19 protein-coding genes are annotated in these 18,268 nt (G+C 67.8%); 8 read left to right on the forward strand and 11 right to left on the reverse strand.

Features of this window, described 5'->3' with window-relative positions; all coding sequences use genetic code 11:
* Nucleotides 1-181 precede the first annotated feature (181 nt).
* On the reverse strand, nt 182-856 hold the full coding sequence (locus AB0B29_RS05015; RefSeq protein ID WP_362234146.1) for a class I SAM-dependent methyltransferase: 675 nt from the start codon (nt 854-856) through the stop codon (nt 182-184).
* A gap of 133 nt (nt 857-989) precedes the next feature.
* Nucleotides 990-1,193 carry a cold-shock protein gene (locus tag AB0B29_RS05020; protein WP_003992177.1) on the reverse strand — a complete coding sequence of 68 codons (204 nt, stop codon included), beginning with the start codon at nt 1,191-1,193 and terminating at the stop codon, nt 990-992.
* Nucleotides 1,194-1,514: 321 nt separating this feature from the next.
* Here AB0B29_RS05020 and AB0B29_RS05025 point away from each other — a divergent pair, with 321 nt between their 5' ends.
* Entirely contained in the window at nt 1,515-2,363 is an 849-nt protein-coding gene (locus AB0B29_RS05025; RefSeq protein ID WP_362234149.1) for a menaquinone biosynthetic enzyme MqnA/MqnD family protein, read from the forward strand.
* Between the two features lie 172 nt (nt 2,364-2,535).
* Here AB0B29_RS05025 and AB0B29_RS05030 read toward each other — a convergent pair whose 3' ends face one another.
* Nucleotides 2,536-7,182, reverse strand: coding sequence for an FtsK/SpoIIIE domain-containing protein (locus AB0B29_RS05030; RefSeq protein WP_362234152.1), 4,647 nt, complete (start codon nt 7,180-7,182; stop codon nt 2,536-2,538).
* Between the two features lie 427 nt (nt 7,183-7,609).
* On the opposite strand from AB0B29_RS05030, the gene AB0B29_RS05035 reads away from it, so the two are divergent.
* Nucleotides 7,610-7,912, forward strand: coding sequence for a WXG100 family type VII secretion target (locus tag AB0B29_RS05035; protein ID WP_104787347.1), 303 nt, complete (start codon nt 7,610-7,612; stop codon nt 7,910-7,912).
* 80 nt (nt 7,913-7,992) lie between these two features.
* Here the strand turns inward: AB0B29_RS05035 and AB0B29_RS05040 are convergent, their stop codons facing one another.
* Nucleotides 7,993-8,517 (reverse strand): hypothetical protein, encoded by a 525-nt coding sequence (locus tag AB0B29_RS05040; protein WP_362234155.1) that lies wholly within the window; start codon nt 8,515-8,517, stop codon nt 7,993-7,995.
* 295 nt (nt 8,518-8,812) lie between these two features.
* On the opposite strand from AB0B29_RS05040, the gene AB0B29_RS05045 reads away from it, so the two are divergent.
* The 6 genes from AB0B29_RS05045 to AB0B29_RS05070 all read left to right on the forward strand — a co-directional run bounded on the left by AB0B29_RS05045 (nt 8,813) and on the right by AB0B29_RS05070 (nt 12,863).
* The gene (locus AB0B29_RS05045) at nt 8,813-9,124 is read left to right on the forward strand and encodes a WXG100 family type VII secretion target (protein WP_362234158.1); all 312 of its coding nucleotides are present in this window, start codon (nt 8,813-8,815) and stop codon (nt 9,122-9,124) included.
* On the forward strand, nt 9,121-10,374 hold the full coding sequence (locus AB0B29_RS05050; RefSeq protein ID WP_362234160.1) for a putative T7SS-secreted protein: 1,254 nt from the start codon (nt 9,121-9,123) through the stop codon (nt 10,372-10,374). The genes AB0B29_RS05045 and AB0B29_RS05050 overlap by 4 nt, the downstream gene beginning before the upstream one ends.
* Before the next feature lie 37 nt (nt 10,375-10,411).
* The gene (locus AB0B29_RS05055) at nt 10,412-11,005 is read left to right on the forward strand and encodes a hypothetical protein (RefSeq protein WP_362234163.1); all 594 of its coding nucleotides are present in this window, start codon (nt 10,412-10,414) and stop codon (nt 11,003-11,005) included.
* Nucleotides 10,986-11,654, forward strand: a complete 669-nt coding sequence (locus tag AB0B29_RS05060; RefSeq protein ID WP_362234166.1) for a hypothetical protein — start codon at nt 10,986-10,988, stop codon at nt 11,652-11,654. Before AB0B29_RS05055 ends, AB0B29_RS05060 begins: the two co-directional genes overlap by 20 nt.
* 32 nt (nt 11,655-11,686) lie before the next feature.
* Entirely contained in the window at nt 11,687-12,229 is a 543-nt protein-coding gene (locus AB0B29_RS05065; RefSeq protein ID WP_362234169.1) for a hypothetical protein, read from the forward strand.
* 88 nt (nt 12,230-12,317) lie between these two features.
* Nucleotides 12,318-12,863: a hypothetical protein gene (locus AB0B29_RS05070; RefSeq protein WP_362234172.1), complete on the forward strand. Its 546-nt coding sequence runs from the start codon at nt 12,318-12,320 to the stop codon at nt 12,861-12,863.
* A gap of 67 nt (nt 12,864-12,930) precedes the next feature.
* On the opposite strand, the gene AB0B29_RS05075 is transcribed toward AB0B29_RS05070, so the two are convergent.
* The 7 genes from AB0B29_RS05075 to AB0B29_RS05105 are packed head-to-tail and all read right to left on the reverse strand — an operon-like array spanning nt 12,931 to nt 18,095.
* Complete coding sequence (locus tag AB0B29_RS05075) at nt 12,931-13,572, reverse strand: hypothetical protein (protein ID WP_362234175.1); 642 nt, start codon at nt 13,570-13,572, stop codon at nt 12,931-12,933.
* A gap of 44 nt (nt 13,573-13,616) precedes the next feature.
* A complete protein-coding gene (locus AB0B29_RS05080) occupies nt 13,617-14,249 on the reverse strand; it encodes a hypothetical protein (protein ID WP_362234178.1) in 633 nt (210 codons plus the stop codon).
* Nucleotides 14,236-14,649, reverse strand: a complete 414-nt coding sequence (locus tag AB0B29_RS05085) for a hypothetical protein (RefSeq protein ID WP_362234181.1) — start codon at nt 14,647-14,649, stop codon at nt 14,236-14,238. Before AB0B29_RS05085 ends, AB0B29_RS05080 begins: the two co-directional genes overlap by 14 nt.
* A gap of 9 nt (nt 14,650-14,658) precedes the next feature.
* The gene (locus AB0B29_RS05090) at nt 14,659-16,008 is read right to left on the reverse strand and encodes a hypothetical protein (protein WP_362234184.1); all 1,350 of its coding nucleotides are present in this window, start codon (nt 16,006-16,008) and stop codon (nt 14,659-14,661) included.
* The gene (locus tag AB0B29_RS05095) at nt 16,005-16,304 is read right to left on the reverse strand and encodes a hypothetical protein (RefSeq protein ID WP_362234186.1); all 300 of its coding nucleotides are present in this window, start codon (nt 16,302-16,304) and stop codon (nt 16,005-16,007) included. Before AB0B29_RS05095 ends, AB0B29_RS05090 begins: the two co-directional genes overlap by 4 nt.
* A 40-nt stretch (nt 16,305-16,344) precedes the next feature.
* Nucleotides 16,345-17,433, reverse strand: coding sequence for a hypothetical protein (locus AB0B29_RS05100; protein WP_436845788.1), 1,089 nt, complete (start codon nt 17,431-17,433; stop codon nt 16,345-16,347).
* Nucleotides 17,424-18,095 carry a hypothetical protein gene (locus tag AB0B29_RS05105; protein ID WP_362234191.1) on the reverse strand — a complete coding sequence of 224 codons (672 nt, stop codon included), beginning with the start codon at nt 18,093-18,095 and terminating at the stop codon, nt 17,424-17,426. Before AB0B29_RS05105 ends, AB0B29_RS05100 begins: the two co-directional genes overlap by 10 nt.
* Nucleotides 18,096-18,268: the final 173 nt, after the last annotated feature.

The following is an 18,268-nucleotide window of genomic DNA, read 5'->3' on the forward strand; positions in this document are numbered from 1 at the left end:
GGGTGGCGTTCTGAGGGCTGGGCGTGAGCGGGCGGCGGTGTGTCTGGGGGTGGGCGTGAGGCGGCCGCGGTGCGCCTGGGGGTGGGCGTGAGGCGGTCGCGGTGCGCCTGGGGGCATCCGTGGCCGGGTACGGAGCCGCCCGGGGCGTCGCGCGTGGGGCTGCGGCGGTGCGCCGGGCGGCCTACTCCGCCGGCTTGCGGGCCACGAGGCTCGCCTGGGCGACCGGCTCGCCCTGTGCCTCGTCCGGCTCCCGCACCGTCGTGGCGCGGACGGTGAAGCCGGCGCCGCTCAGCAGGGCGGCGACGCGCTCCGGCCGGCGGCGGCGGAAGGTCAGGGACACCTGGTGCCCGAAGGCCTCCTCGTAGTGGCGGGGCTCGTCACCGCACTGGAAGCCGAGGAGCAGATGGCCGCCGGGGCGCAGGACGCGGTGGAAACCGGCGAAGAGGGCGGGCAGGTGCTCCTCGGGCGTGTGGATGATCGAGTACCAGGACACGACACCGTCGAGCGAGCCGTCCGGCAGGTCCAGCTCCAGCATCGAGCCCCGCACGAACCGCAGCCCCGGGTGCTCGCGGCGGGCGATCGTGAGCATCGACTCCGACAGGTCGAGCCCGAACACCGACAGCCCCCGGGACGCCAGGTACGCCGTCACCCGCCCGGGCCCGCACCCCAGGTCCGCGACCTCGCCGCCCGCACCCACGAGCTCCGCGAAGCCGTACAGCACGCCCCGGTCGAGTGGCGACCCGGGCCGCAGGTCGTCGAAGTGGACCGCGTACTCCTCGGCCACGGTGTCGTAGAAGGTGCGGGTCTCGGTCACGAATGCAGGGGCGTCATGCACATGGTCAGCGGCGTCGGTCATGGCCACAGACCCTAGCGCCGCGCCGCGGTGCCGCCCTTCGGCCGGAATTCACCGGGAATTCATCGGGCGCAAGGGCCCGGAAAGGGCAGGAGCCCCGTCGCCTTGCGGCGCGGGGCTCCTTGGGTACTGCATATCAGACCGGCGTGACGTTCTCAGCCTGCGGGCCCTTCGGACCCTGCGTGACGTCGAAAGACACCTGCTGGTTCTCCTCGAGCGAGCGGAAGCCGCTCGCGTTGATCGCGGAGTAGTGGACGAAGACGTCGGGGCCGCCGCCCTCCTGGGCGATGAAACCAAAGCCCTTTTCGGCGTTGAACCACTTCACGGTTCCGGTAGCCATAAGCCCTCCTTGGGCCCAAAAGGGTTGCCCTGCTCCAGAACCAGCAAGTGTGAAGATGAATTCCGCACAAGTGCATATGTCTGAGAATGACGAGAGCCCGCGGTCACATGCTCCGCAGGCTCTGTACTGCAAGGGAAACCAAACTGCAACTTGCGATGAGCCTAGCACGCAGACCCCGGAATGCAATAGGGGTCAAGATCACGTCACCCGAATGTTTGAACATCCCTCCGCCGACTGGCGCAGGGGGCGCCCACCAGGGCCTCGCACCCCGACGGCGGGGTCGCGCGCCGGTCCGTACGCCATGAGGGCTAGCCTCACGATGTGGACAATCCTCGCACCCGGCCGCGCGTCGGCCACATCCAGTTCCTGAACTGCCTGCCCCTGTACTGGGGGCTCGCGAGAACGGGCACGCTCCTCGACTTCGAGCTCTCCAAGGACACCCCGGAGAAGCTCAGCGAGAAGCTGGTGCAGGGCGAACTCGACATCGGTCCGATCACCCTCGTCGAGTTCCTCCGGCACGCCGACGATCTGGTCGCCTTCCCCGACATCGCCGTCGGCTGCGACGGCCCGGTCATGTCCTGCGTGATCGTCTCGCAGGTCCCGCTGGACCGTCTGGACGGCGCCCGCGTCGCCCTCGGGTCGACCTCCCGCACCTCCGTCCGCCTCGCCCAGCTGCTCCTCGCCGAGCGCTACGGCGTCCAGCCGGACTACTACACCTGCCCGCCCGACCTGAGCCTGATGATGCAGGAGGCCGACGCCGCCGTCCTCATCGGCGACGCCGCCCTGCGGGCGAACATGCTCGACGGGCCCCGCTTCGGCCTGGAAGTGCACGACCTGGGCGCGCTGTGGAAGGAGTGGACGGGCCTGCCGTTCGTCTTCGCGGTCTGGGCGGCCCGCCGCGACTACCTGGAGCGAGAGCCGGTCATCACCCGCCGGGTGCACGGGGCCTTCCTCGACTCCCGCAACCTCTCCCTGGAGGAGGTCGGCAAGGTCGCCGAGCAGGCCGCCCGCTGGGAGGCCTTCGACGAGGAGACCCTGGCCCGCTACTTCACGACCCTCGACTTCCGTTTCGGCGCCCCGCAGCTGGCCGCGGTCGCCGAGTTCGCACGGCGGGTCGGCCCGACAACCGGTTTCCCGGCGGACGTGAAGGTGGACCTGCTCCAGCCGTGAGCCGGGCGGTGCTCCCGCACCACTCTGCGGGCGCACCGGGACCGGGGACGCCCCCGCCCGCCTCCGGGGGAGGGGCGACGTCCATGCGGCCGCTCGACGTCGACGAACCATCCGTCGTGGGGCCCTACCGGCTGCTGGGCCGGCTGGGCTCCGGCGGCATGGGCTCGCCGCCTCACCCCGGAATGACGACCGTGCGCAGCTCCCCGTCGCCGAGGTGCAGCATGCCCTTGCCGGGGGCGACCTGGCCGCCGACCATGCTGCGGTTGAGGCGGACGCCGACGAGGTCGCCGCTGGAGGACTCCTGGGGGGAGAGGAGGATGCCGCGGCGAGCCTTCTTCGCATCGACCTGCCAGCCCGAGAAGCCGCTGCACACGTCCTCCTCGTCACCGGCGATGACCAGCGCGAGCCCGCGTTCGGCGCCGCGCGAGACCAGCTTCTTCATCTGGCTCTCGGCGTCGCAGTCCTCCAGGATCTCGCCGTCGTCGATCAGGACCGCGATCGGCTCCTCCAGGGACGCCTGGTCGATCAGCTCCTCGAACTCGTCCTCGTCGATGTCGTCACCGGTGAAGACCTTCAGCACGCCCTCGGTGCCGTCGAGCCCGCGCAGCGGGGACTGGCGCGGGGCCGCGACGACCAGGCGGGTGCCCTGCGAGAGGAAGGAGTGGGCGAAGTTCAGCAGGACCGTCGAGCGGCCGGACTTGGCCGGGCCCGCGATGACGAACGCCGGTACGCCCTGCGCCAGATCGGGGCCGAAGCCGACGATCTCGTCGCCGCCGATGCCGACCAGACCGAACAGGCGCGAGCGGGACGCGTCCGGGTCGCGCAGCTCCCACGCCTCCGGGAAGGAGATGCGGCTCGGCAGGCTGTCGACGCGGAAGGGCCGTCGTGAGCGGGGGACGTCGGCGTCGCGGGCCGTGGCCGCCTCGCCGATCGCCGCCAGCGCCGCGGCCTGCCCCTGGCCGGTCGTGTCCGCCGAGAGCAGCGCGAACTGGGTCTCCGTGCCGAACTCGTTGCGGAACGCCCGGCCCGGCGGAATCTCCTCCGGCACCTTGCGCGCCGGGATGCCGAGCGCCGAGAAGTCGCTGCGGTCGGACAGCCGCAGCCCGTACTTGTCCTCGGTGAGCGTCGCGATACGGCCCACCAGCAGGGTGCGGTCACCCGTGAGCACCAGGTGGATGCCGACGCTCGCCCCCTCGCGCATCATCGTCTGCAACTCGTCGGTCAGCGACCCGTGGTCGACCTCCCCGAGCGTGGGCACCCAGCCCTCCCAGCGGTCCAGCAGCACCACGATGTGCGGCAGCCGCTCGTCCTCGGCGACCGAGGCCCGCTGCTCACCGATGTCCGCGAAGCCCTTCTCCGCCAGCACGTCCTGGCGGCGCCCCATCTCGCCCTTGAGCCGGTTGACCAGCCGTACGACCCGCTCGGTCTGGTTACGGCTCACGACCGCGCCGCAGTGCGGCAGCCGCGTCAGGGCGTTGAGCGCCCCGTTGCCGCAGTCGATGCCGTAGAGGTGCACGTCGGCGACCGAATGCGTTCGGGCGATGGAACCCGCCAGGGTGCGCAGTACCTGGGAGCGGCCGCTGCGCGGGGCGCCGCCGATCATGAGGTGGCCGAAGGACGAGAAGTCCACGGCGACCGGGCGGCGCGACTGGCTCGCGGGGAGATCCTCGATGCCGTACGGCGCGGGGGGCAGCTTGCCGGGGCCGCCGGCGAACGCGGGCAGCTCGACTTCGTCCAGCAGCAGCGTCTCGTCCAGGGCGGGCAGCCACGGGCTGTGCTGCGGCGGGATGCCGAGCGAGCTGTTGGCGTCGCGGATGGTGTCGACGAGGACCTTCAGGTCGGTGATCTCCTCGTCCTCACGGGACTCGGCCTTCGGCTTGACCAGCGCCGCCCGGCCCAGATCCTCCCAGGTCAGCGGGCCCACCCAGGGCATCAGCACGGCCGGGTCGGCGGCGCCGGGCCGGCGGCCACCGACGCGGCCGGACTGGAACGGCACCAGCGAGGCGTGCCCGAGCCGGGCGTACGCGCGACCCGGGGTGTTCTTGGAGATGTGCCCCGCCTCGGGCGAGTCGATGACGTCCGACGACTCGCCGCCGTCCGTCACCCGCAGCGCGATACGGAGGTTGGTGTTGGCACGGATCTCGGGAGACACCACACCACTCGGCCGCTGCGTCGCCAGCAGCAGGTGAATGCCGAGGGAACGGCCACGCTGGGCGATGTTCACCAGGCCCGTCACGAAGTCGGGCAGGTCACGCACCATCGAGGCGAACTCGTCGATGACGATGAGCAGTCGGGGCACCGGCTGGTGCGAGGGGTCCCGGCGTACGAGATCCTGGTAGTCCTCGATGTCCTTGGCGTCGGCGGCGGCCAGGATGTGCTCGCGCCGGTGCAGCTCGGCACCGAGCGACTCCAGGGCGCGCTCCACCAGGTGGGCGTCGAGGTCGGTCACCATGCCGACCGTGTGCGGCAGATGCACACAGTCCTTGAAGGCCGCACCGCCCTTGTAGTCGACCAGCACGAACGTCATGTTCTCGGGCGTGTTCGCCACCGCCAGCGCCGCCACGATGGTCTGCAGCAGCTCCGACTTACCCGAACCGGTCGTACCGGCGATCAGACCGTGCGGGCCGTCCTTGCGGATGTCGATGCCGAACGGCCCGTCGTACGACTCGCCGATGACGGCCAGCGTCGACTGCCCGCCCATCCGCCAGCGGGCCACGATCGCGTCGCTGGTCGGCGGCTCCAGCTGCAGCACGTCCAGCAGCCGGCTCGAGCCGGGCAGCGCCGAGTCCTCGGTCTCGCCGCTGATGTCCCGCAGCGGCGACAGCGACCGCGCCAGACGCAGACACCAGGCGGCGGAGACGAAGTCGGGCCGTACGTCCTTCAGGCGCTCCGACCCGGCCTCCTCGACGCGAAGCCGCAACTGCTCGGTGCGCTCCGCCTGTTCGGGCTGCTGGGCGGTGGTGTGCCAGGCCTGGAAGGACGGGAAGGCGCCTGCGACCTGCTGGGACTGCTGCTGAACCTGCTGGGCGGCCGGCCGGTACTCCTCGGCCTTCGGCTCGGCCACGACGTACGCCTGGCACTCGCCGGGCAGGAACCGCTCCTCGGCGTCCAGGCAGATGGCGAACATCGACACGGACGGCCCTTCGCGCAGCAGCCGTACGACGCCGGGGAGGGACCTGAGGCGCCGCGAGCCGTCCCACACCACCACGATGTCCGGGTCGCTGAAGCTCGAGTTGCCCTGCGACTTGTTCTCCTCGGCGGCCTTCTTGCGCGCGTCGAGGATCTGCGTCAGCTCACCGATGCGGGCACCGACGGTCTCGGCGTCCGTCCCGATGAGCGCGTTGACGTCCTGCCCGCCCGACGGCCGGGCGTGGGGCAGCCAGCGCACCCAGTCCCAGGATTCCTGCGCGGCGTTGTCGCTGAGCACGTAGAACTGCACGTCCATCGGGCTGTGCAGCACCGCCGTCTGCGCCACGGCCCAGCGCCCGAGGGCCCTGGCGGAGTCGCCGGGCCCGGCCACGCCGACGACACCGAGCGTGCGCAGGTGCAGCGCGACCGGGGCGTCCTCGATCTTCCAGGTCACCTGGCGGCGGTGGTCGTCCTGCTCGGGGTCGTCGAGCACCACCTCGGAGGGCAACTGCCCCGTGCCGAAACGGATCAGAAGGTGGTCGCGGTCGGTGCGCCGCCGCTCCCACAGACGGGTACGCGGCCCGGTCCCGAGGGCGAGCACGGTCGCCGGGTCGGGTATGGCCTGCCGCCGGTCGTTCCGCTCGGCGACGAGCGCGTCCTGGGCGTCCTTCTCGATCCGCTCCTTCTGCTCCTGGTACTCCTCGACCTGCTTGGCGTGCGACTTACGCCCGTGCTTCTTGTCGTTGTAGTAGTTGGCGAAGAGCAGGATCGGGCTGAGGCCCGCCATGATCAGGTAGTACCAGCGCTGGAAGATCATCACCGATACGACGGCACCCACGAGCGGCGTCAGCGCCATCAGCCAGGGCAGTGGCCTGGCCTCGTACTCACGGGGCGGCGACGGCAGCCGGAAGCTGGTCTGCCGCTCGGGCGGACGCAGCCGCGGGGGCCGGTTGTAGTCGAGGCCGACACCGTCGTCGGACCACTTCAGGGCGGCGTTCGGGGGTGTGTAACGGGTGAGTTCGAGAAGGGTGTTGCCGAGCCCGATCTGAGCGCCGAGGGGCCACTCGGTGGGACCGTCCTTCTTCTCTTCCTTCTTCTCCGGGCCCTTCTTCCTGCCGCGCTTCTTGCCGCTGGGCTCGCTCTTTTCCTTGTCCTGGTCCTCCGCGAGGGAGCTGCCGTCGAGGGTGACGTGCTCCTTGTCCATGTGTACGGCGACCTGGCAGGTGCCGTCGGTGGCGACGGAGAGGGTGAGGGCCCGGGCCTCGACCTCGGGATCGTCGATACGGATGTACGATGCCGCCCCGCTGCCGATGTCGTACCGCCCGACGCCGAGCCGGTGCACGAACCCGGCGGCGGGCCCGCCGACGACCCGCAACTCGACGAGTCCGGTGGGCTCACCGGGCAGACACCCGGACGGATCCTGAAGACTGACGACGGCACCCTCGCGCAGGGGCGATCCGACGACGGTGGCGCCCGGATCGACGGCGTACCCGTCCACGTACACGAGGGGCGCGTTGTTGGCCGGCGCGTGCCGGTGCTGCCCGAGCGGGATGACCTGCGCCCCGCTGTGCCCCACCTGCTTGGCCAGCTCCTGCGCGATGTCCCCCACGGTGGACTCAGGATCGGCATCGAGCACGACGTCGGCGGTGCCACCGCCGTACGGGTCGACGACGGTCAGAGTCAGGCGCACGACTTGTCCTCCCCGTGCCACTGGGCCGGTGTGGCCGCTGTGGTGTCTGTCGCTGGTCGCCGCGGTGCCGGTCACTTGCGGTGCTGCCGGCAAGTCCTGCTCGCTCGCGGTGCTGCTCGCCGTCCTGCTCGCTCGCTTCGGTCACGCGGGTCCCAGTGGTACAGGGACGATATCCGTTCGGTGTGACGGCGGGGCAGCGGGGAGGCCTCGTGATGTTCCCGATGGCAACGTCGTACACGCTTTCATGACGGCTCGTTCACAAGGTGGGTATGGGGCACCACAGGCCACACCCGTAAGCTGCTGACGCAAGAGCGGACGATCACACCGGTTGCCGCGTGCGACCGGCAACTCGGCTTACGGGCCGACGAGTCCGCAAACAGGGAGCCACGGGGGTTGGCCCTGCGGCGTTGTGAGAGGGAGCGGCTTCATGGCCAAGGACCTTGATGTCACATATCAGGACATGCGCGATGCGGCGAAGCATGTCGTGAAGGAGAAGGAAAAGGTTCAGGAGAAGCTCGAGGGCCTGAAGAAGTACATCAACAACCTCGTCCAGGGCGGCTACGTCACGAAGAGCTCGTCGAAGGCGTTCGACGAGAACTTCGACGAGTTCGTGCGCGGCATGAAGGACACGCTGGACGGCCTGGACGGCATGGGCGACTACCTGACCATGGCCGCGGACAAGTTCGAGCAGATCGACGAGGAGCTGGCGAAGCAGGCTCGGAGCAAGTAGGGGCCAGGGGTTTGCCGGGTGCCGGGTGCCGGGAGCGGGATGCTGTCGGCACCCGGCAGGTCGCGACCGGACGGGGTTCGTCAGGTGTCGGGGAGAGGCTGCCGGAGCAGGTAGGTGTGGAGGTCGCTGCGGGGTTCCTCCGTGTCCACACGCAACCAGGATCCGTCGCGGAAGCGGATCAGCACCATCCTTGATTCGTACGCCCCGGAGAACGGATCGACGAGAACGGCCTCGGTGGCGGGGAGTCGGGCGACGATTCGCATGGCCTTCTCCCTTCCCACGGTGACCCGTTGCGGCGGGGCTGCCAGGACGATCCCGTCCTCGGTGGCAAGCACCAGGCGCTGATGGTGAGTGGAGTGGCTGTACCACCGCAGCAGGAACTGCCCTGCGCTGCCCTGCCAGTTGCCGTCGAAGACCCGGTCGAGCCCCTGTTCGGCGATGATGGCGTCCCGGCGTCTGTCGTCCTCGTCCGCGGCTCGCAGTCGCTCCTTCTCGCCCTTCGTGGCGAGAGCCCGCTTGAACGCTTCTTCCATGTTGGACAGAAGGGTCAGCACCATGAGAAAGGGCATGAACGGTACGGCGAGCACCGCGCCGACCATGCCCATGGGGCGCAGCCTTCCAGGTCGGAGTCGAGGGGAACCGGCGGCCTGAAGCACCTCCGCGGGGGGCTGCGGGATCTTGTCGATCGTGCACCATTCCCCTGCTTCGGAATGGATGCCGAGGCGCTCGGCTATCACACGCTGCTTGCCCCTGGATGTCACGTCACGACTCTCCTCGCCCACGCGGAACGGTTCCTGTGCCGGGAGCGTATCCGGTGCAGGGCGCCAAGAGGGATGACGAACGTCCGGATTGTGCGCGCGCATCCGAGGTCACCGAGAACAACCAGAAAGAGAAGTGTCCATGGGGGACCACATCAAGGCGGACCTTGCCGCCATCAAACGCTGCTCACGCGATCTCACCAGGATTCATGGTGAGTTCGAGCGCCACGGCAACCCGGCGGACGAGTACGGCCGGGCTGTCGGGCACGGAGGCCTGAAAGACGCCTTCTCCGATTTCGGGGACACCTGGAAGAAGACCCGGAAGAAGCTGATGAAGGAGCTCGAGCAGCTGGCCGAGTACACCTCCACCGCAGCCAAGGCGTACGACGAGGTCGACCAGAAGCTCGCCCAGGCCATCCGGGACGCCAAGGCGCAGAGCAAGGGGAAGAAGTGAGCAGGACAGACTCCGACTGGCCCCCTCTGTGGCACGACGACCCGACGCCGGGCGACCCGGAGGAAGTGGCCGAGCTGGGGCGCAAGTTGCGCAAGATGGCGGACATGATCGACGAACAGTCGCGGGTCATCAAGGCGCTTGCTTCCGTGGAGGGCTGGGACAGCGAGGCCGGTAAAGGGTTTCACGAGTTGGCCGGTGGTACGGCCGACAAGCTGAAGAAGTCCTTCGAGCGTTACGACGAGGCAGCCAAAGCCATCGGCGAGGACGTGCGCGAAGGCAGCTCCGACCAGTTCGCGAGCGAGATGCGCCGAGCACAGCGGAAAGCCGACAAGGCGCTGAGTGACTACCGCGACGCCAAGAGCGATCACGACCTCGCGGATCGTGAAGTGCAGAAGTACGAAGACAAGTACCCGACGCACAACATTCCGGCGGCAGAGAAGGACGAGTACGACCGCTGGGTCAAAAAACGCTCCGAGGCGTTGCTTCGCATCGGCGGTGCGCGGAAGGACGTGAAGGACGCCAGGGACATCTATGACGATGCGGGAGACAAGGCCGCTCGTCATATCAAGAACGTCGTCCATCATGACGACGTTCGGGACCCGGGCGGATTCATGAACTTCCTCGCCGACTGGGCGGACATGCTGTCCAGCATCTCGGCAGTGCTGTCCGTGCTAGCGGTCATCTGCGCATTCGTGCCGCCGCTGCAGTTCCTGACACCGATTTTCGCCACCCTCGCTGTGTTGTCCAGCGCTGCCGCCCTTGCCGGTCACGCGTACGACATGTCCGTGCGCGGGGGGAAGGTCGACTGGCTGAAGCTGGGTGCCGATGCGCTGGGAATCCTGCCCGGAATGGGCGCGCTGAAGGGGTTCAGGGCCCTGACCGGCCTCAAGGGACTGGCGAAGATCAAGGCATTCGGATCGTTGAAGACCATTGGGTCGTTCCGGGGCATGGCCGCGATGGACGGAATCGGACACGCCTTCTTGAACGGTGTCAGTGTCACGGTGACCAACAAGATCCTGGGCAAGGTGGCGCGCAAGGAACTCGTGGACGGCAGGAAGGTCACGGGCCTGATCAAGGGTGCGGGTCTCGGGAGCGCCCTGCACAGGATGCTGAGCGGTGAAAACGGTGAAAGGACCGGGTACCAGGAGCCGGAGACGGCCAAGTCCACTCCTTCGCCCTCGCCCTCCCCTTCGCCCGGTCCCGCCCCGAGGGTCTCGCCCACGTCCTTCAACGCGGCCCTGGCGGCGTAGGCCCACCAACGGCCTGTTTCGAGAAAGGCTGGACATCATGGACGACGAGCAAGGGCTCGGGCAGTGGGAGTTCATCGGCCGCCGGGGCGGCGATGTCGTCACCTTGGTCAGTGGTTCGGTGATCGCCGCTGTCCCCGAGGCGAAACGGGCCGCGGAGGAGGCCCGACGGGAGCTGCGGTTCGACTTCCTGGACGACCGGGCGGTGCTGTCGCTGCTGCGTCGGCGTCACGAGGACGAGCAGGACATGTTCAAGGCTGGCTTGGCGCATGGAATGCCCTTGGCACTCGTCGGCGTCGGGGCGGCACTCTACTGGGGCGGTGTGGCGCTGTACTGGGAAAGCCCGGCCGCGCGCACGGCCTATCTGACGGTCGCCGCGATCGTCCTGGTCACGCAGCTCTTCTTCTTCGTACGAAGCGCCCGGTCCCACTGGGGTGATCCGGTCCGGCAGAACCTGCGAGCGCGGGCGAAAAGCTACCGGGAGATCGCACACATCGCTCGCAGGGGCGGAGCCGATATCCCGGCTTTCTACCCGCACTACGGGCCCTACCCCTTCGCGGCGACATTCCGTCCTGATGTGGACGACCGCGAGAAGTCCGAGAGCGAAGGCGCAGATGACCACGGACACCGTTGAGGAAGCCCGGCGCAGCCTCGAGGGAGGCGGCGGCATTGAGGTCCGCTGGATCATGCCGGAGGGTTTCCTCGAGCTGCCCTTCGAGGCGGACGACCTGGACGAGCTGGCCGAGCGACTGGTGGAGTTGGCCAAGCAAGCTCTGCCCGGTGCCGACGAGGAGGTGCAGGTGCAGTACGCCGCGATGTGCGCGGCGCACTACGACGAGTTCATCGAGGCGGGCGTGCAGTACGCCGGCTTCGTCACCACGGAGGTCGACGGCGTCCGCTGCACGGCCACGGTGAACGTCAGCCTCCTGGACCTCGACGAGCGAGCCGGTGCCAATCCGGTGGGCTTCATCGCGACCACGATGCGGCACCTGGAACTCGGAGAGATCGGAGAGGTGCAGCTGCCCTGCGGTCCGGCCGTGACCTGCGTCGGCAGCCGCTCGTCCCATATCGACGGCAGTCTGACGCAGTCGGGCCGTGACGAACCGATCTGGACGTCTTTCATACAGGTCCAGATACCCCTGACCAACGGCACGGTCCTCCTGCTGGAAATGGGCACGCCGACGGCCGAAGGGTGGGACGTCTTCTCCGCCATGTTCGCCGGCATCGTCAAGAGCGTCCGCCTCTTCGACAACGACGGAGGCCCGCTGGTGATGCCGGGGTGAAGGAGTCAGCACCGGATGTCTCCGCACGGCGAGTGGGAGCGCCCAGCGACTACACGCTGCTGGTTCCTCGCGAGTGGTTCCGTGTCGACCTCATGCGGGACCGCTGGCGCGCCCAGCTGAAGACATTTGTCGACCGCCAGTCGGAGGGGCGGCACGTCTCCGCTGAACTCCAACGACAGGTATGGACCACCCTGCGCAACACCGCGGAGGCCGGCCGGGCGCGCGGGGCCATGGAGTTCTTCCTCCTGACGACCTCGCGCGACGGCGGACTCCCCGCCTCGCTCCTGGTGTCCTTGATGCCCCTGGGCGGTACCCCCGCCGACCCGGAGAAGTACGCGGCGTGGCTCGAACTGCGGGAGCCCGAAGGTGCGGGACGGCGGCAGGTGTCGGTGGTGGAGCTGACGGCGGGGCCGGCTGTCCGCGTTCTCGGTGCCACGACCTTGAACGTCCACGTCTTGATGCCCGGCGGGGCCGGTTACCTGACGCTCTCCTTCTCGTCTCCGCTGACCGGGATGGCAGGTCCGATGGGGCGCTTGTGTGATGCCATCGCGGGCTCACTTCGGTGGGTGGGGTGACGCGTAGGGCTGGGTGGGTGGAGTGAGGCGTAGCGCTGGGTGGGTGGAGTGACTCGTGGGGGCACGGATGCAGAGGCAAGCTGACGGGATGGGTGCCGACCGGCGCTGGGGAATGCGCGACGGCTTGGGAATCGCCGTGGTGATCGTCTGCCTGGTGGTCGGCACGGGCCTGGTCCTGCTGCTCACGGGCCTGTGGAAGCGGTTCGCCCGCGAGACCCTCCCTACCCTCGTAGGACTGCCCGGAGGCTCGTGGGCGCTGGGTACGGCCCTCGGTGTGATCACCGTGCTCGGGGTGGTCGGAGGGCTGCGTTGCACCCCCGGAGTCCCGGGCGGGACCGGCCTGGCGCGTGGACTGCGGTCCGCGGGAACGGCGCTGTGTTGCACTGCGGTCTTCGGGCCGCTTTTCTACTTGCTGAGCGGCTTGCGTGCCAGAAACTGCGCGTCGATTGGTTGCGTGTACATCCCCGGGACCGCCACCGCGTTCCTCGCCTACGTCGTCAGCGCCGGTGCCGCAGGCTGGCTCCTGCATCGCTGGAACAGAACGCGAGCCGAGGAGCGGGCGGCTCGGGAGCGGGAGAGGGCGCGGAGGCTTCGGAAAAAGGGCAAGGGGAAGAGCCGGGCGGCACGCAGGTGAAGGCCTCCGCAGAGCGGCCCGGCTCGACGGTCGCCCTCACCGCTTGAACCGCCCCGGAGGGCGCGGGTCAGTGGGGCGTCGCGGGAAGCCGGAGCGTCCGTGCGAAGTCGTCCAGTGGCTCCATAGCCGCGGCGATCACTTCCGGATCGTCGTGGTGTCCGCGGAGGCACACGTCGGGTATGCCGGGCGGGGTGTGCCAGTGATACGTCACCGAGGTCATCATGATGGTGCTGTCCGCCGGGTAGGAGCGGGTGACGCGGATTCCGTCCTCGCCCAAATGTGGAGAGGCGAAAGCAACGCTGCCGGTGCGTTGCTGCCACTCGGGGATGTCCGGGTGCGGCACGGTAGGCGCGCTGAACCCCTCACAAGAGGCCGCGTCAGGGGCTTCGCAGTGGATACGGGTGGCGTGCATCACCAAGGGCATGTAGGTGAGCGGAACGGGGTGGTAGATGAACGCCTCGTCGGCTTGGAGCTTGTCCCGCAGGGTGACGATCGTATGTTCGTAGAAGCTCTTGTGGAAGCGGCGGAGCTTCCGGGTGAGCTCGATGTTGTGAATGGCGGCCAAGCCGATCAGGTGTTGGTCTAGCCATTCCTTGAAGGTCCGTCTGTCGATCTGGAGATGAAGATAGCCCCAGAGATACGGGTCGGCATCCGTGTCGATGTAGAGCGGGGCGCCGAGGTCCGTGCTCCAGAGTGTGCCGTCTGACATGCGCGGTCTCTTTCGTTGGGGCGTGGGCATTGGTGGGGGGAACCTCAGGAGTAGCTCCAGCGGAAGGTGCTCATGACTGCGTCGAACAGCTCCACGAGGGTGTCATAGAAGGCTGGCTCCGAACCGGGTGCGATCAGGGCGCTGAAGGAGAAGGTGAGATACCGGTCGGGCGTGCTGTCTGGGACCGGCACCAAGTACTCGACTCGGCGGTGAGCGACCTCGACGCCCTGGGCCGCATCGGCGGCCACATCTCGCTCCGAGCGCAGAGCCGCGGTGTCGTCGAGCTGCCGCACTTCGGCCCCGGGGGTCTCGGACGCGAGCGCGGCCAGGACCGCTTCTGGGCCGCTGGCGGGCCTGACCCGCGGAATCTCGATCGGCTCGGAGGCCACGATCGAGACGGGCAGGGCGACGCCATGGAGGCGTTCGGTGGGGAGGTAGAGAGTCATTCCTCCTTTGGATTTGGCCCGCCGGACGACCTTCTTCATCTCCTGGGTGAGCTTCAGCCGCGCTTTCGGAATGTCGTCCTTGGGAAATCCAGGGGGCAGCTGCCTGACGGCCTTGTGGACGATGCGGTCCATCGCCTCCTGAGTGCCCGCGTGCAGCGGAATAACGTCCCAGCCAGGCGGCGGCACCAGATTGAAGCCGTTCGGAGTCCGACGGTGTTCAACGGTGGTCATTGCGCCCCCGTGCGACTTCCACGGCATAGGCAACGCCTACAAAGAGCGCCCACGCCGGGGCGGCGATCATGCCTGGCCAGAAGCCGAAGAACAGCGAGGGTAGGAAGAAGCCGCCGCCCATGGCCAGATCTCGGGTGAGGTAGGGCGGACGCCCCGCGTACCGTGGGTACTTCGCGAACACCCAGACGTAGTGCAGGAGGCAGCCAACGATCCCGGCCTCGTAGACGTAGAGCACGTCGTTCATCAAAGACTTCGGCACCAGGATCATAATGCCCAGTACCGGCAGGAACAGCGGCATGCCGATGAACAGGGTCAGCCGGAGCCGCCGGTTGGGCCCGGTACCGATTCCGGTGCGGGCGGCTTCGGCCTCGGCAATGCGTTGCGCCGAGTAGAGGTCCATGGTCATTCCTCACCAGTGGGTGTCGGGGGCGGGCTTCAGGGTGTTGTCCTTCCAGTCCGAGTACGCCGCGTTGTACGGCTTCTCGCCGGTTCCGAACTTCTCGTCGGTCAAGCTTGTCAGGTCGCTCTTGCCGAGCGCCTTGTCCGTGACGTCCATCGCCATGCCGGTCCAGGCGACGCCGAGGCCCGCCTGATACGCCTTGTACGCCTTGTCCGCGGCGGCCCCCGCAGCCTCCGGGAAGGCAGCTTTGTTCGCCTGCAGCATCTTCGCCATGCCGGCCATCTCCTTGTCACCGAGGTGCACCAGCGTCGACAACGGGCTGACCCTCAGCGGGCTCTTGGCGACCAGGCCGACGTTCTGGGAGATGGACTTGCGCATTGCGTTACGAGCTGCCCCAATGGCCTGCCGCCCCGCTCCTTGCGGCATTTTCGTCATCATCCGACCGGTTTCATCCAGGATTCCCTTGACGCCCCTGAGTCCTCGACTCAGGCCAGCGGTCCGGGCGGCCTGAGCGGCACCGACGGTCGCCTTGGCGCCGCTGGCGAGCTTCGCGGCGGCCCCGAGGCCGCCCACGACGAGCAGCCCACCCACGACGTCGAAGATGACATCCGTCCAGGTGGCGTCCCCGGATGCCACCAGCAGGAGTCTGAGCCCGATCGTGAGCGCGGCGATGCCGAGGACGAGAAGGTTCAAGCCGGGTATGGCAAGCGCCACAAAGCCCGCAATCGTTGCGATCCACCCGAGGACATCGATGAAAGCCTTGATCAGGTCGGCGTTGTCATGGACCCAGCCCTTGACGTCGTCCCACCACGAGTCCTCGATGACGTCTTCGATCTCGTCGCGGATCTTCCCGGCATGGTGGTTGGCGCGGGTATCCCGGTCCCCGGTGATGTCGTTCAGCCGGTTCCGGTACGACTGGAGGGGGTCGTGGTCGGTTCCGCTGACGGAGGGCCGGGGGGTGTCCTTGTCGGCGGAGGCGGCCTCCTTCTTCTTGTCCGCCTCGATCTCGCCCTGCTTCTCCTTCGCCTCGCGCAGGACCTTGTCGGCGTCCGACTGGAAGTCCTCCAGTTCGTTCGACCACTTGGTCAGATGGCCGTGCACACGCTCGTACCGGTCGGCCACCTCCCGCATGTGCTTCTCCAGCGTGCCGGACTCCTCGCGCAGGCGTTTGACGTACTTGCCCTTGAGGGTGTCCTCGTCACTGATCGCTTTGAGGTTCTTGGCCTGACTCCGGAGTTTCTCGGCGACCGAGATCATGTGCTTGACCTCGGCGCGGATCTCCTCCGGGTCACCGGGTACAGGGTCGGAGTCACAGAGCGGCTGCCAGTCGACCGGACGGCGCTTTGATGTCGGTGTCACTTCTTCTGCTTCTTCTTGTTCTGCTTGGCCAACTGCTCGTCCAGGCTCACGAACGCCTTCTTGGTGCCGGCCACGAGTTGGCCGACTGATTCGAGCGACTCGACGAGCCGGGTGCGGTAGTCGTCCCAGTTGTCGACGAAGTCCTCCATCACGTCGGCTATCGCACCGGAACCCCAGTGCTTGTCCATGTCGTCGCGACGGTTCTCGATGTCCTCGAAGGTCTTCTTGAGCTGCCCGAGCTTGCGCTCGCAGTCCGCGAGGAACTCGTAGTCGACCGTAAGGTCCGAGTCGCTCATGGATGACGCTCCCCCCGTGTGTGTGCTCGCTGCTGTCGGTTCACCGGTTGACGGACTGGATCTCCTGGACGGTGACCGCCTGTTCGTTGCCGAAGGTCCCGTTGGGCATGTCGCCGCCGGCGCCGCCTGTGCCGGTCCAGTCGATCTCCCAGGTGATGGTGGCCCGGAGCTTGTACGTGCCGTCGCCGGACGAGCGGAGGTACCTGATGCCGCACGGCGGGGTCTGGTCGGCTTTGCCCTTGGCGTAGGGCTCGCCGATGGACTTGTCGGCGTCGTTGATGGCGCACTCACCCGAGGCCGGGTACGTCACGGCGTCCTTGGTGCCGGGCTCCAGCTTGAGGGACACCGGCCTGGCGGTGGTGGTGGCCTGGATGTTGAAGCCAGGGACGTTGAGGGCAGCCGTGGCCTGGACCTCGTCGAAGACGGCCTTGTCGAGCCAGGCCCAGGTCGGCAGGTTCACCTTGGTGTTGGCCTCGGGGGCGAGGGTGACCTTGGTGTCGGGGAGCTCCATGTGCTGGTAGGCGAGGGCGGCCAGCATCTCCGGCTTGATGGCCTCTTCGTGCTCGGGCGGTGGAGCATCACCGTTCTCGACCCAGAAGGGGAGGTCGGTGCAGGAGGACCGCTTGAGGGCGTCCGGCTCGTCGGGGTTCTCGACGCCGGCCCAGAACATCCCCTTGCCGTCGTTCTTGACGTTGTAGTCCTTGTAGCCGGGACTTCCGGACCAGCCGTACCCGTCCTCGTAGTGGCGCTGCGTCTCACCGATCGCGGAACCCGCCGTCCCGCCCATGCCGGGTGCGTTCAGCTGGCTCTCGATGTGCTTGGACATCTCCTTCTTGAAGTCCTTGGCTCCGAGATACGGGGCGTACCAGCAGGGAGGCGGACTCCAGTTGACGTCCGAGGACGTCACGTTGCCTGTGCCGCCACCCTTGGCTACGGATCCGGAGTACTGGATGCGGGCGGCGGCGTAGATGCCGGTCTTGTCGCCGCCGCCTTGCTGCTCCGTGTTGGCGCCCTTGCCGGATCCCACAGGCTTTGCCGCGTATGCGGAGTCGGTGAGGTAGAGGGAGCTCAGGGCCAGAGTGAGGGCTGCGGTTCCTAGGATTGTGCGTCGTGAGGCCCTCACTGGCACTTCGCTGCCTTCGTTTCGACGAACACCTTGGATGCCTGCCACAGGTTCTCGCCCGTCGGGAACTTGACCATGACAATTTTGAAGTAGTCGAAATCCTCAATGCTGGGCTTGGTCTTGAGGATCTTCTTGGTCTTGATTTCCCTGCCGAAGAACTTACCCGAGTCCGCGCAGAACCCCACCTCCACCGACTTGCCGTTCTGAGCGGAGCGAGTGGTGGCGTCGTAGTGGTGCAACGTCCCGGTGGCGGTCCAGCCGCCCTTGATCCACTCATTGATCTGCACCTGCGCGTAGTGAAGCCCGTCGCCGGTGGAGTAGGCGGTCACGGCCGCGTCCTTGGTGGTGCGCCTGTCAACACCGCGATAAATGGCGCGGAGGTAGTTCGCGGCATCATCCATCGCAGCCGCCTCGTTCTTGTCCTTCGGCTTGTCCCAGTCGAACACCAGGTCCATGTCGCTAGGCAGGGACACATCCACGCCGTCCGGCTTGTCCCCTTCCGGTGCTGCCGAGCCGGAGCCCGACTCCTTCGGCGTCTCCGCTGCCTGGCCGACGCCTGCGATCTTGTCGTTGTCGCTGGACTTGTCGTCCCCGCTACCGCAGGCCGTCAACAGCAGTGCTGCCGTTGCCGTCAGCGCGGCAGCAACGGGCAAAGAGCGGCGCTTCACAGTGGCTCCCCGTGAAAGACAGATGTGCAGTACGAGCCCTGACGGTACCGGTGAGGTTTTCGGTTTCACCAGAGCGAACTTCCGATTGTATGGGGGCAAGTCAACTCATATAGGGCACCCGTGGGGGCGGGCCGTGTCCTGATCGTGCTCAAAAAAGGGGGGCAGCGCCAAGA

Origin of the sequence: Streptomyces tibetensis (assembly GCF_040647715.1) — a bacterium.
Lineage (GTDB): Bacteria > Actinomycetota > Actinomycetes > Streptomycetales > Streptomycetaceae > Streptomyces > Streptomyces tibetensis_A.